Raw genomic sequence first — 11,435 nt, 5'->3', positions numbered from 1 at the left:
ATCCTCCCCGTGACCACCCAGGGGCCGCCCGAGCCCGACGAGACGCAGCCGTTCACCCACCAGCCCTACGGCGAGGGGGCGGGCGACCCGGCGCCCCAGTGGCCGACGTACGGCCCGGCCGGCGCGGCGACACCGCCGCCGCCGCCGAACCCCTACGGCCCCCCGCCGACCTACGGGCAGGTGCCCTACGGCCAACAGCCCTATGGGACGCCCGGCTACGGCGTGCCGGGCTACGGCTTCGCCCAGAAGAACAGCACGGCGACGACCTCGATGATCCTGGGCATCATCGCGGTGGCATCGATCCTCGCGACGCCTTTCTGCTGCATCACCCTCCCGGGCATGCTCACCGGGCCCTTCGCGATCTGGACCGGGGTCAAGGCGAAACGCGAGATCGACCGGGAGCCGGGCCGCTTCGGCAACCGCGGCCAGGCCGTCGCCGGTCTCGCGACCGGCATCGTCGCGACCGTGCTGGCCGTGCTCCTGGTCATCGTGGTCGTGGTCTTCGTCGTCACCACCGACTGGGACGGGACCTACGACCAGGGGATGTACTGAGCGGCGGACTCAGAGCACGCAACCGAGCAGCACCGGCTCGTTGACCAGCCGGATGCCGAAGCGCTCCTCGACCCCGTCGCGGACCTCACGGGCCAGGGCCAGCAGGTCCTCGGTCGTGGCGCCGCCACGGTTGGTCAGGGCCAGGGTGTGCTTGCCGGAGACTGCGGCGGCGCCCCGGGCGTGGCCCTTGGCGAAGCCGGCCCGCTCGATCAGCCAGGCAGCGCTCGTCTTGACCCCGCCGTCCACGGGCCACGCAGGGGCCCCGTCGGGCACGGCCTCGGCCGCGACGACCGGGTTGGTGAAGAACGACCCGGCGCTCCAGGTGTCGTGGTCGGCCTCGTCGAGCACCATGCCCTTGCCGCGGCGCAGGCCCAGGACCGCGTCGCGTACGGCGACCAGCGGAGCCCGCTGGCCGGGCTCGACGCCGAGCGTGCGGGCGAGCTCGACGTAGCCCACCGGAGCACCCAGCGAGCCCTGGGCGAGCTGGAACGTCACGCTGAGGACGACGTGGCGCCCGGGGTCGGACTTGAAGCGTGAGTGGCGGTAGGCGAAGTCGCAGTCGGCGTTGGCGAAGGTGCGCACCGCCCGCTCCGTGCGGTCCCAGACGCGCACGGAGGCGACGGTCTGGGCGACCTCCTGGCCGTAGGCGCCGACGTTCTGGATCGGGGTGGCGCCGACCGACCCGGGGATGCCCGACAGCGCCTCGATGCCGACCCAGCCGCGCTCGACGGCGGTCGCCACGAGGTCGTCCCAGGACTCCCCCGCGGCCACGGTCACGAGCACCCCGCCGCACGAGGCGTCGTCGCCCTCCACGTCCGGGACCACGCCCGTCGTGGCGACCTGCACGACCGTGCCGTCGAAGCCGGCGTCTGCCACGACCAGGTTGCTGCCGCCCCCGAGGACCAGGAGGGGCTCGCCGGCCTCGTCGGCCCGTCGTACGGCGTCGACCAGCTCGGCCTCGGTGCCCGCGACGACGAAGCGCCGTGCGGGGCCGCCGAGGTGGAGCGTGGTGTGGTCGGCGAGCAGGGTGCGGTCAGGCACGGACGACGGCCTTGGGCATGCCGAGCACCTTCTGGCCCTCGCAGGTGACGGTCAGCGCGACCGTCGTCAGCCCGTCGTCGGAGCCCTTGACCTCGCCGGCGACGTCGATGTCGACCCCGCCCTCGGCGGGGACGACGACCGGGTTGGTGAACTTGCAGCCCAGGGTGACGACCTCGGCCCCGGGGAACCACTCGTCGACGGCACGCGCGGCGAGCGCCATCGTGTACATCCCGTGGGCGATGACCCCGGGCAGCCCGACGCTGGTGGCGACAGCCTCGTCCTGGTGGATGGGGTTGTGGTCGCCGCTGGCCGCCGCGTAGCGGACCAGGTCGGCGCGGGTGATGGTGAAGGTGCGGGTCGGGAGGCTCACGACGCCGCCCCCCGGTGCACGAGGGTGGCGCTGGTCGAGCAGACGACGTCGCCGGCCTCGTCGGTCACGACGCTGGTGGTGCCGATGATGTCGTTGCCGGCGATCTGGCGCAGGCTCGCGACCGTCAGGGTGGCGGACAGGACGTCCCCTGGGACGACCGGGCGCTCGTAGACGAACTTCTGCTCGCCGTGGACGATGCGGAAGAGGTCGACCCGCTCGGCCTCGAGGAACGCGTTCATCGCGTCGAAGGCCAGGACGATGGGGTACGTCGCAGGGGCGGGCCCGCCGTCGTAGGAGGCGCCGCCGGTGGCGAGGACGAAGTCGCGGACCTGCTCCCGCGTCACCGCGCGCGGCGGCGTCGGGGGGAAGGTGCGCCCGACGAGTGAGGGGTCGACTGGCATGGCTCCAACCTAGTGCGGGTCGGCCGCGGGACCACAGTCGCCCGGAGAACGCACGAACCCGCCACACGGGGTGTGGCGGGTCGGGTCACACCGGCTCAGCGACCTGAGCCGGTGGGTGCAGCGACGTCAGCGAGTCTCGCGGTGCGCCTTGTGGGTGCGGCAGCGCGGGCAGAACTTCGCCAGCTCGAGGCGGTCGGGGTCGTTGCGACGGTTCTTCTTGGTGATGTAGTTGCGCTCCTTGCAGTCCACGCACGCGAGCGTGATCTTGGGGCGAACATCGGAGCTCTTGCTGGCCACGGGAAGTCCTTCGTCGAAGTGCAGATGTTGTGCGTAGCGAGGGCGGGACTCGAACCCGCGACACCACGATTATGAGTCGTGTGCTCTAACCACCTGAGCTACCCCGCCATGGGGTGGGGCGAGCTCTGGTGGAGCCCTGGACCCAGAGCCCCTTTACGGAATCGAACCGTAGACCTTCTCCTTACCATGGAGACGCTCTGCCGACTGAGCTAAAGGGGCAACGACGGAGAACTGTACAAGAGGTCCTGCCAAGGGAGAAATCGGCCCCCTGGGCGGTCTTCGGGGCAGTCTTCAGGGACCCGGTCAGCCCTGGATCCGGGCCCAGGGGAAGGCCTCCTCCAGCTCGTAGGCGAGCTCGAGCAGCGTCGCCTCGCGGCCCGCTCCGGCGCCGAACATCATCCCCTGGGGGAGACCCTCCGCGGTGGTCGCCAGGGGCAGTGAGATCGCCGGGTCGCCCGTGACGTTCTGCAGCGGCGTGAAGGCCACCCAGGCCATCAGCCGGTCCATGATCGTGTCGTAGTCCCGGGTGGGGTCGAGATGCCCGACCTCGGGCGTCCGGGTCGCCAGCGTGGGCGTGAGGACGACGTCGTGGTGCTGGTGGAACGCCGCCGAGAGCTGCTGGGTGGCCTTGAGCCGGCGGATGGTGCCGGGCAGCCGGTGCAGGTTGCGACGACAGTGCCGGTCGAGCCCGAGGGTCAGGTTGTCGAGGTTCTGCGGCGCCCAGCTGCGCCCGTGACGGCGGCGCCCGGTGCGGACGAGGAACATCGCCAGCATCGACCAGTAGAGCAGGAAGTCCTCGCGGAAGGAGTCCGGGACCATCAGCGCCTCGACCGGCTCGACGCGGTGCCCCAGGGCCTCCAGGGAGGCCGCCACCTGCTCGGTCAGCGCGGCCACCTCGGGGCTCGCGGCGACCCCCATGCCGGCGGTGTTGAGGGCGACGCGCAGTCGTCGCCTGCCCGGTCGGCGGATGTCGCCGATCGGCGGCATCTCCAGGGCCCGGTAGACCTTCTCGGACTCGCGGAAGAACGCGGCGGTGTCTCGCACCGAGCGGGTGACGACGCCGTCGGAGACGATCCGGATCGGCATGTCCCTCATCATCTTGTCCTGGGCGGTCCGGTTCCTCGTGGGCTTGAGACCGACCAGCCCGTTGACGGCCGCCGGGATGCGGATGGAGCCCCCGCCGTCGTTGGCGTGCGCGATCGGCACGGCACCGGCCGCGACGAGAGCGGCCGACCCCGCCGACGAGGCGCCTGCGACGTGGTCGGTCGACCACGGCGAGCGCACGCTGCCGAGGCGGGGGTGCTCGGCCGCGCCGGAGAAGCCGTACTCGGACAGCTGCGTCTTGCCCAGGAGGACCAGGCCGGTCGCGCGGTACATCCGGGCGAAGTCGCCGTCACGCGGCTGGGGCCGCCCGACGTAGGAGTCGGTGCCCTCCTGGGTCGGCATCCCCTCGACGGCCACGTTGTCCTTGATCAGCGTCGGCACCCCGGAGAAGAAGCCGGCGCGGGGGTCCTTGGCCTCCAGCCGCGCCCGCTCGAAGGCGCGGTAGGCGATGGCGTTGAGGTCGGGGTCGACCCGCTCGACCCGGGAGATGGCCGCCTCGACGACCTGGGGGACGGACACCTCGCCCGCGTGGAGGGCCTCGACGAGCCCGACGGCGTCGTGCTCCCCCAGGGCGTCGTCGGAGAAGGCGTGGACGCGGTTCATGGGCCTCAAGGTACCGGCGGGAGCACGCGCCGCGAGGGTTGTCCGGACCGGCGGATCCTCAGAGCAGGACAGCCAGCAGCAGCGGGAGCAGGAGGCTCATCGCCAGGGCGGTCAGCCCCATGGAGAGCCCGGCGAAGGCGCCCTCGGTCTCGTGGTCGGCGAGCATCCGGGAGGCGCCGATCCCGTGGGAGACCGCCCCCTGGGCGAGGCCCCGCGCCCGGTGGTCGCGCACCCGGAGCAGCGTGAGCACGGCCGGACCTGCCACGGCGCCGAGGATCCCGGCGAGGATCGCCAGCACCGCTGCGAGGGCAGGGATGCCCCCGCCGGCATCTGCCAGCGCGATGGCCACGGGGGCGGTGGCCGCCTTGGGTGCCGTCGTACGGGCGAGCAGCTCGCTGCCGCCGAGGGCCTGCACCAGCAGTACCGCACTCGTGATCGACACCGCGGCTCCCAACAGCACGGCGACGAGCATCGGGACCACGAAGCCGCGCAGGCGGTGGGCCTGGCGGTGGAGCGGGATCGCGAGGGCGACGGTGGCCGGCCCCAGCATGAAGGCGATGAGCTCGGCGCCCCTGCGGTAGTCGGCGTAGTCGACGTCGAGGAGCGTGATGACCGGCGCCACCAGCAGGATCGCGACGAGGACGGGCTGCGCGAGCGCGTGCCCTCCCGTCCAGGTCTGCACCTGACGGCCGACCCGGTAGGCCAGGAGGGTCAGCAGCAGCATGGCGACGGGCGAGGTGCGCAGCCACTCCCAGGTCTCGCTCACCGGGCGCGCTCCCCCGGGAGCCAGCGCTCCAGGAGGGTCGTGGTCCACCCGACGGCGGCGAGGCCCAGCAACCAGGAGCCCACCAGTGCGACGGCGAGCGGCAGCAGGTCGTCGCGGATGACCGCGGCATAGGCGACGACCCCGACCCCGGCCGGGATGAAGAGCAGCTGCAGGTGGCGCAGCAGCGCCGTCCCGGCTCGTACGACGGCCGCGTCGTCGCCGACCTTCCTGGCCCGGAGGACCACGAGGAGGAGCAGCATCCCGACGACCGGTCCGGGGACCGGCACGTCGAGCAGCCGGACCAGGACCTCACCGACGAGCTGACAGGCCAGCAGCAAGGTCAGACCGGTGATCAAGCGAGGCCTCGGCGGTGGCAGCCGACCAGGTGGGGGTCGAAGACCCCGATCGCCTCGCACAGCGCATACATCGTCGTCGGGCCGACGAACGCGAAGCCGTGCTTCTTCAGGGCCTTGGACAGCGCCAGCGACTCGGCCGACGTCGTGGCCTGCTGGTCGGTGTCGGCCGGCGCCGGGGGCACCTCCGGGGCGAAGCCGAGCACGAACGCCTCGAGCCCGACATCGTCGCGCAGCGCGAGCGTCGCGCGGGCGTTGGTGATCGCGGCCTCGATCTTGCGGCGGTTGCGCACGATCCGGACCTCGGTCATGAGCCGCTCCACGTCGCCCTCGTCGAAGTCGGCGACGGCCTCGGCGTCGAAGCCGAGGAAGACCTCGCGGAACGCCTCGCGCTTGTGGAGGATGGTCGACCAGGACAGGCCCGACTGGAAGGCCTCCAGGGTCAGCCGCTCGAGGTAGGCCGCCTCGCCGCTGACGGTCCGGCCCCACTCCGTGTCGTGGTAGTCGCGCATGACACCGGGAGCGCCCGCCCACGGGCAGCGCGGCACCCCGTCCTCGCCCGGCACCGGACCCATCAGTGCCGCTCCTTGAGTCGCACGTGCGGCATCGCGGGAGCCGGGATGGGCGGGTTGGCGTCGCCGACCGGGACCCCGAAGCGGCCGTCGACGAGGCCGGCGTCGGTGACCTGCGCCTGCCACTCCTCGCGGAAGCCCACGATCTCCTCGTGGGTGCGGCCCACGAAGTTCCACCACATGACGATCGACTCGCCGAACGGTGGTCCGCCCAGCAGGAGAGCACGGACCGGCTCGTCTCCGACGACCAGGCGGACGGTGTCGCGACCGGGCGGGACGTAGACCAGGTCGTGCGCCTGCGCCTGCGTGCCCTCCAGGTCGACGGCGCCGCGGTCGACCAGCAGCCCCAGCTCGTACGACGAGTCGACGGCGAGGTCGAGCGACGTGCGGGCCTCGAGCAGCAGCTCCGCGCCCAGCAACGGGGTCGCGGTCTCGACCGGCGAGGTGTCGCCGAGCAGGGACCCCAGGAAGACGCGGGCCTCCCAGCCGTCGCCCGTGACCGGCGTCGGCGCGTGGTGGGCGAACGCGGGGGCGGTGTCGCGAGCCGCGTCGGGCAGCGCCACCCACAGCTGGGCCCCGTGCAGGGTGGTCGTCGCGGGCGTCGACATCTCGGAGTGGCTGATGCCGTGGCCGGCCGTCATCAGGTTGACCTCCCCCGGACGCACCATCGCGTGGTGGCCGGCGCTGTCGCGGTGCTCGATCTCGCCGGTGAAGAGCCAGCTGACCGTCTGCAGCCCCGTGTGGGGGTGGGGCGTCACGGCCATCCCACCGGTGTCCCCGACGTCGTCGGGGCCATAGTGGTCGACGAAGCACCAGGCGCCGATCAGCGAGCGGTGACGTTGCGGCAGCGTGCGTCGTACGGTCATGGCACGTGGGCCGCCGAGCGGCACGTCGCGGGGCGCCATGATCTCGACGCCAGCCGCGACGGCCGCCTCGCAGGTCACCTCGTCGGGGTCGCGCTCGGGGTTGCTCACGCCCCCATCCTGCCCGAGGAGGAGGCCCGGTCAGGCGAGGTGCGTGGGCTGCGGGCTGCGCTTGGCCTCGTCGCCGCGGCCGCCGGATCCTGCGGTGGCGCCGGAGGAGCCGGTCGGACCCTCGGGACCGCCGTCACTGGGCACCAGCCGGACGACCACGGACTTGTAGGCCGGCTGGTTGCTGCCGTCGGCCTTGGAGTCCAGCGGGACCAGGGAGTTGGTCTCGGGGTAGTAGGCGCCGGTGCAGCCGCGCGGGGTGTCGTAGGAGACCACCCGGAACGCCGGAGCCTGCCGCTCGACCCCGTCCTCCCACTCGCTGACGATGTCGACCAGCTGGCCCTCCTCGAGGCCGAGGGAGACGATGTCGTCGGGGTTGACGAAGACCACGCGCCGACCGTTCTTGATGCCGCGGTAACGGTCGTCGAGGCCGTAGATCGTGGTGTTGAACTGGTCGTGCGAGCGCATGGTCTGCAGCAGCAGGCGTCCCTCCGGCACGTGCAGCACGGAGGTGGGCGTGCAGGTGAAGATCGCCCGGTCCTTGGTCGTCGGGAACGTGCGACTGTCGCGCGGCGGGTGCGGCAGCACGAAGCCGCCGGGCTGCGAGACCTTCTCGTCGTAGGCCGCGCAGCCGGGCACGACGCGGGCGATGCGGTGGCGGATCTCGCTGTAGTCGGCACGGAAGGACGACCACGGGATGCCGTGGCGGTCGCCGATCGTGGCCTGGGCCATCGAGCAGATGATGTCGACCTCGGACTTGAGGTGCGCCGACGCCGGCTTGAGCGGCCCGACCGAGGAGTGCACCGAGCAGAGCGAGTCCTCGACCGTGACCCGCTGCGGCGCGCCCCCGCCCGTGAGGTCCTTCTCGCTGCGGCCCAGCGCTGGCAGGATCAGCGCCTGCTTGCCCGTCACCACGTGGGACCGGTTGAGCTTGGTCGACACGTGCACCGTCAGGTCGGCGTTGCGGAAGGCGGCCTCGGTCACGGCCGTGTCCGGTGCGGCGGAGACGAAGTTGCCACCCATGCCGAAGAAGAACCTCGCCTTGCCGTCGCGCAGCGCCTTGATGGCGGCGACGGCGTCGTAGCCGTGCTCGCGCGGCGGCTCGAAGCCGAACTCGTCGCGCACGGAGTCCAGGAAGTGCTCGGGGGCGCGCTCCCAGATGCCCATGGTCCGGTCGCCCTGCACGTTGGAGTGGCCACGCACGGGGAAGAGCCCGGCTCCCGGCTTGCCGATGTCGCCGCGCAGGAAGGACAGGTTGGCGATCTCCTTGACCGTGGCCACACCGTTCTTGTGCTGGGTGATGCCCATCGCCCAGCAGTAGATGGTCTTCTCGGAGTCGGCGATCATGCGCGCCGCCTGCTCGATCTCGGTCCGGGTCAGGCCGGTCGAGGCCAGCACGACGTCCCAGTCGAGCTCGCGCAGGTGCGCGGCGTAGTCCTCGAAGCCGTAGGTGTGACGCTCGATGAACTCGCCGTCCAGCGCGCCCCACTCCAGCAGCAACGAGCTGATCGCCTGGAGCAGCGCCAGGTCGCCGTTGATCCGCACGGCCAGGTGCAGGTCGGCCATGCCGGTGCCGTTGCCGATGACGCCACGCACGTTCTGGGGGTTCTTGAAGCGCACCAGGCCCGCCTCCTTGAGCGGGTTGATGGCGATGACCTTGGCACCGTTGGCCTTGGCCTCCTCGAGCGCGGTCAGCATGCGGGGGTGGTTGGTGCCGGGGTTCTGGCCCGCGATCACGATCAGGTCGGCGTGGTGCACGTCCTCGAAGGTCACCGAGGCCTTGCCGATCCCGATGACCTCGGCGAGACCGACCGAGGTCGACTCGTGGCACATGTTGGAGCAGTCGGGCAGGTTGTTGGTGCCGTAGGCGCGGGCGAACAGCTGGTAGGCGAACGCTGCCTCGTTGGAGGTCTTTCCCGAGGTGTAGAAGATCGCCTCGTCCGGGGAGGCGAGGTCGTTGAGCTGGCGTCCGATCAGCTCGAACGCGCTGTCCCAGGAGATGGCCTCGTAGTGGGTCGCGCCCTCGCGCAGCACCATCGGCTCGGTGATCCGGCCCTGCTGGCCGAGCCAGTAGTCGGTCTTGGAGCCCAGCTCGTCGAGGGAGTGCTCGGAGAAGAAGGCTGGCGTGACGCGGCGCAGCGTCGCCTCCTCGGTGACCGCCTTCGCGCCGTTCTCGCAGAACTCGGCGGTGTGCCGGTGCGAGGGGTCGGGGTCGGGCCACGCACAGCCCTGGCAGTCGAACCCGTCGGCCTGGTTGAGCTTGAGCAGCGTCTGGGCCGTCCGGCGTACGCCCATCTGCTCGATCGAGCGTTTCATCGACACGGCCACGGCGGTGGTGCCGGCCGCTGCGTGGGCGCTCCCCCCGACCTCGAGGTCCGACTCGTCGATGTCCTGGCGCGGTGCTCTTCTTCCCATGAATGCCATGTACCCATCCTGGCCCGGTCGAACAACAGTACGTAACACCACTGTCCGAGGGGCCCCGCAAGCGCTAGTTTCGAGCCGAGCCCGCGCCACCCCGGTCCTGCGGCGTCACGAAGGAGTCCCCATGTCGAACTACGGACCTCCGGGCGGCATCCCGCCCGAGCCCCCTACGGGCGGGGACGGCACTCCGCCTCCTCCCCCGCCGCCGCCCGCGGGCGGCTACGGCAACCCACCCCAGCAACCCGCCTACGGCACGCCTCCTCCGCAGCCCGGCGGCTACGGCGCTCCGCCGCCACACCAAGCGGGCGTCCCGCGGCCCGGGGAGCTCCTCGACCGATTCCTCGCCCGGCTGATCGACGGCGTCATCCTCGGCGTGATCTTCGGGATCCTGTTCGCCATCCTCGGGGCGATCCTGATCCAGGAGGCGACCTACGACTTCGAGGACGGCAGCTTCGACAACGGGAGCACGGTTCTCTTCTACATCGTCCTGTCGGCGCTCACCAGCCTGATCTACCTGGGCTACTACGCCTTCCTCGAGTCCTCGCGTGGTCAGACGATCGGCAAGCAGGTCGTCAAGCTCAAGGTCTTCGGCCCCGACGGAGCGAGCAACCCCACGATGGAGCAGGCCATCCGTCGCAACATCTGGATGGCCTTCGGCATCCTCGGCGTGATCCCAGTTATCGGCCAGCTCATCGGCGGCCTGGCGCAGATCGCGGCGATCGTCCTGATCGTGGTCGGCATCAACGCCGACACCGCCAGGCGTCAGCACTGGTTCGACAAGTTCGCCGGCGGCACCACCGTGATGAAGGTCGGCTGAGCGCCCGCTCAGCCCAGCACGACCAGTCGCAGCCGCGTCGAGTCCCCGATTTCGAGGGACTCGGCGCGGCGCACTGCCTTCTTGACCGGGAGCACGTAGCCGCGCGCCTGGTCGGGGAAGACCGAGGTACGCCACGTGGTCGAGCCCACCGTGACCTCGACGCGCACCGAGCCGAACCCGCGCGGCGGCCCGGCCAGCTCGCGCACCATCTCCCCGACATCGGCGGGCAGCGTCAGGAAGACCCAGGCGTCGGCGGCGTCAGCGAGCCACAGCTCAGCCTCGAGCTCGAACGCGTCCTGGTCCATCCCCTCATCGTGCACCTCGGCGCCGGCAGGCGGCCAGGGACCGGCTGCCGGCTAGGAGTTGGAGAAGACAGCCGGGTCGTCCCCACCGGCGTCCCCGGCCGGGCGCTCACCCAGCGACCGGCCAGCCCAGCTCCACGGGTACCCCGGGTCCTCGACCGCCCGCCCGGCCTCGCCGAGGTCGAGAGGGGCGAACGTGTCGACCATGACGGCCGACTCCTCGAAGGCCTCCGCCCCGAGCGACGCCTCGATGGCCGAGGGCTGCGGCCCGTGGGCGTGCCCGCCCGGGTGCAGCGAGATCGAGCCGATCCCGATGCCCGACCCCTTGCGCGCCTCGTAGTCGCCGCCGACGTAGAGCATGACCTCGTCGCTGTCGACGTTGGAGTGGTAGTAGGGCACCGGCACCGCGAGCGGGTGGTAGTCGACCTTGCGGGGCAGGAAGTTGCAGATCACGAAGTTCCACCCCTCGAAGACCTGGTGGACCGGCGGTGGCTGGTGGATCTTGCCGGTGATCGGCATGTAGTCGTCGATGTTGAACGTGTAGGGATAGAGGCAGCCGTCCCACCCGACCACGTCGAAGGGATGCGTCGCGTAGGTCATCCGGGTGCCCAGGATCCCCGCGCTGGTGCGGTGCTTCACCAGCACCTCCACGTCGGTGGCGTCGGGGCCGTCGGCCAGGTGGACACGGGTCGGACCGTGCAGGTCGCGCTCGCAGTAGGGCGCGTGCTCGAGCAGCTGGCCGTGCTTGGAGAGGTAGCGCTTGGGCGGGGCGACATGGCTGTTGGCCTCGATCGCGTAGAGCCGGCTCGGCTCCGCCGGCACCCAGCGGTGGGTGGTGGCCCGCGGGACGACGACGTAGTCGCCG

At 71.5% G+C, this 11,435-nt stretch carries 14 protein-coding genes and 2 tRNA genes; 2 read left to right on the top strand and 14 right to left on the bottom strand.

Going from position 1 to position 11,435, the window contains the following annotated elements:
• Nucleotides 1-9 precede the first annotated feature (9 nt).
• Nucleotides 10-552, top strand: a complete 543-nt coding sequence (locus RMN98_RS14285) for a DUF4190 domain-containing protein (RefSeq protein WP_309649490.1) — start codon at nucleotides 10-12, stop codon at nucleotides 550-552.
• Nucleotides 553-561: 9 nt separating this feature from the next.
• On the opposite strand, the gene RMN98_RS14280 is transcribed toward RMN98_RS14285, so the two are convergent.
• The 12 genes from RMN98_RS14280 to RMN98_RS14225 all read right to left on the bottom strand — a co-directional run bounded on the left by RMN98_RS14280 (nucleotide 562) and on the right by RMN98_RS14225 (nucleotide 9,454).
• Complete coding sequence (locus tag RMN98_RS14280) at nucleotides 562-1,593, bottom strand: UDP-N-acetylmuramate dehydrogenase (protein ID WP_309649489.1); 1,032 nt, start codon at nucleotides 1,591-1,593, stop codon at nucleotides 562-564.
• Nucleotides 1,586-1,963 (bottom strand): MaoC/PaaZ C-terminal domain-containing protein, encoded by a 378-nt coding sequence (locus RMN98_RS14275; protein WP_309649488.1) that lies wholly within the window; start codon nucleotides 1,961-1,963, stop codon nucleotides 1,586-1,588. Before RMN98_RS14275 ends, RMN98_RS14280 begins: the two co-directional genes overlap by 8 nt.
• Nucleotides 1,960-2,364: a MaoC family dehydratase N-terminal domain-containing protein gene (locus tag RMN98_RS14270; protein ID WP_309649487.1), complete on the bottom strand. Its 405-nt coding sequence runs from the start codon at nucleotides 2,362-2,364 to the stop codon at nucleotides 1,960-1,962. The genes RMN98_RS14275 and RMN98_RS14270 overlap by 4 nt, the downstream gene beginning before the upstream one ends.
• 126 nt (nucleotides 2,365-2,490) lie before the next feature.
• Nucleotides 2,491-2,661, bottom strand: coding sequence for a 50S ribosomal protein L33 (gene rpmG / locus RMN98_RS14265; RefSeq protein ID WP_170259177.1), 171 nt, complete (start codon nucleotides 2,659-2,661; stop codon nucleotides 2,491-2,493).
• 34 nt (nucleotides 2,662-2,695) lie between these two features.
• Nucleotides 2,696-2,769, bottom strand: a tRNA-Met gene (locus RMN98_RS14260).
• Between the two features lie 38 nt (nucleotides 2,770-2,807).
• Nucleotides 2,808-2,880: transfer RNA gene (locus RMN98_RS14255), tRNA-Thr, on the bottom strand.
• Between the two features lie 84 nt (nucleotides 2,881-2,964).
• Nucleotides 2,965-4,368, bottom strand: coding sequence for an amidase (locus tag RMN98_RS14250; protein ID WP_309649486.1), 1,404 nt, complete (start codon nucleotides 4,366-4,368; stop codon nucleotides 2,965-2,967).
• Between the two features lie 58 nt (nucleotides 4,369-4,426).
• Nucleotides 4,427-5,134 carry an LrgB family protein gene (locus RMN98_RS14245; RefSeq protein WP_309649485.1) on the bottom strand — a complete coding sequence of 236 codons (708 nt, stop codon included), beginning with the start codon at nucleotides 5,132-5,134 and terminating at the stop codon, nucleotides 4,427-4,429.
• Entirely contained in the window at nucleotides 5,131-5,490 is a 360-nt protein-coding gene (locus RMN98_RS14240; protein WP_309649484.1) for a CidA/LrgA family protein, read from the bottom strand. Before RMN98_RS14240 ends, RMN98_RS14245 begins: the two co-directional genes overlap by 4 nt.
• Nucleotides 5,487-6,062: a DNA-3-methyladenine glycosylase I gene (locus tag RMN98_RS14235; RefSeq protein ID WP_309649483.1), complete on the bottom strand. Its 576-nt coding sequence runs from the start codon at nucleotides 6,060-6,062 to the stop codon at nucleotides 5,487-5,489. The genes RMN98_RS14240 and RMN98_RS14235 overlap by 4 nt, the downstream gene beginning before the upstream one ends.
• Complete coding sequence (locus RMN98_RS14230; protein ID WP_309649482.1) at nucleotides 6,062-7,033, bottom strand: pirin family protein; 972 nt, start codon at nucleotides 7,031-7,033, stop codon at nucleotides 6,062-6,064. The genes RMN98_RS14235 and RMN98_RS14230 overlap by 1 nt, the downstream gene beginning before the upstream one ends.
• A 30-nt stretch (nucleotides 7,034-7,063) precedes the next feature.
• On the bottom strand, nucleotides 7,064-9,454 hold the full coding sequence (locus RMN98_RS14225) for an FdhF/YdeP family oxidoreductase (RefSeq protein WP_309649481.1): 2,391 nt from the start codon (nucleotides 9,452-9,454) through the stop codon (nucleotides 7,064-7,066).
• A 121-nt stretch (nucleotides 9,455-9,575) separates the two neighbouring features.
• Here RMN98_RS14225 and RMN98_RS14220 point away from each other — a divergent pair, with 121 nt between their 5' ends.
• Nucleotides 9,576-10,268 (top strand): RDD family protein, encoded by a 693-nt coding sequence (locus tag RMN98_RS14220; RefSeq protein ID WP_309649480.1) that lies wholly within the window; start codon nucleotides 9,576-9,578, stop codon nucleotides 10,266-10,268.
• Between the two features lie 8 nt (nucleotides 10,269-10,276).
• On the opposite strand, the gene RMN98_RS14215 is transcribed toward RMN98_RS14220, so the two are convergent.
• Both RMN98_RS14215 and RMN98_RS14210 read right to left on the bottom strand, forming a co-directional pair.
• The gene (locus tag RMN98_RS14215; protein WP_309649479.1) at nucleotides 10,277-10,573 is read right to left on the bottom strand and encodes a DUF1905 domain-containing protein; all 297 of its coding nucleotides are present in this window, start codon (nucleotides 10,571-10,573) and stop codon (nucleotides 10,277-10,279) included.
• A 51-nt stretch (nucleotides 10,574-10,624) separates the two neighbouring features.
• A partial coding sequence (locus RMN98_RS14210; RefSeq protein WP_309649478.1) for a homogentisate 1,2-dioxygenase domain-containing protein occupies nucleotides 10,625-11,435 on the bottom strand: 811 nt, incomplete at its 5' end.

Origin of the sequence: Nocardioides sp. (assembly GCF_031397825.1) — a bacterium.
Taxonomy (GTDB): Bacteria; Actinomycetota; Actinomycetes; order Propionibacteriales; family Nocardioidaceae; genus Nocardioides.
Note: the sequence above shows the minus strand (reverse complement) of the source record. Positions and strands in the feature narration are given on the sequence as shown.

Coding starts and splice junctions, on each gene's coding strand:
- RMN98_RS14220 (WP_309649480.1), top strand. CDS start 9,576: ATGTCGAACTACGGACCTCCGGGCGGCATCCCGCCCGAGCCCCCTACG.
- RMN98_RS14225 (WP_309649481.1), bottom strand. CDS start 9,454: ATGGCATTCATGGGAAGAAGAGCACCGCGCCAGGACATCGACGAGTCG.
- RMN98_RS14215 (WP_309649479.1), bottom strand. CDS start 10,573: ATGGACCAGGACGCGTTCGAGCTCGAGGCTGAGCTGTGGCTCGCTGAC.
- RMN98_RS14250 (WP_309649486.1), bottom strand. CDS start 4,368: ATGAACCGCGTCCACGCCTTCTCCGACGACGCCCTGGGGGAGCACGAC.
- RMN98_RS14235 (WP_309649483.1), bottom strand. CDS start 6,062: ATGGGTCCGGTGCCGGGCGAGGACGGGGTGCCGCGCTGCCCGTGGGCG.
- RMN98_RS14270 (WP_309649487.1), bottom strand. CDS start 2,364: ATGCCAGTCGACCCCTCACTCGTCGGGCGCACCTTCCCCCCGACGCCG.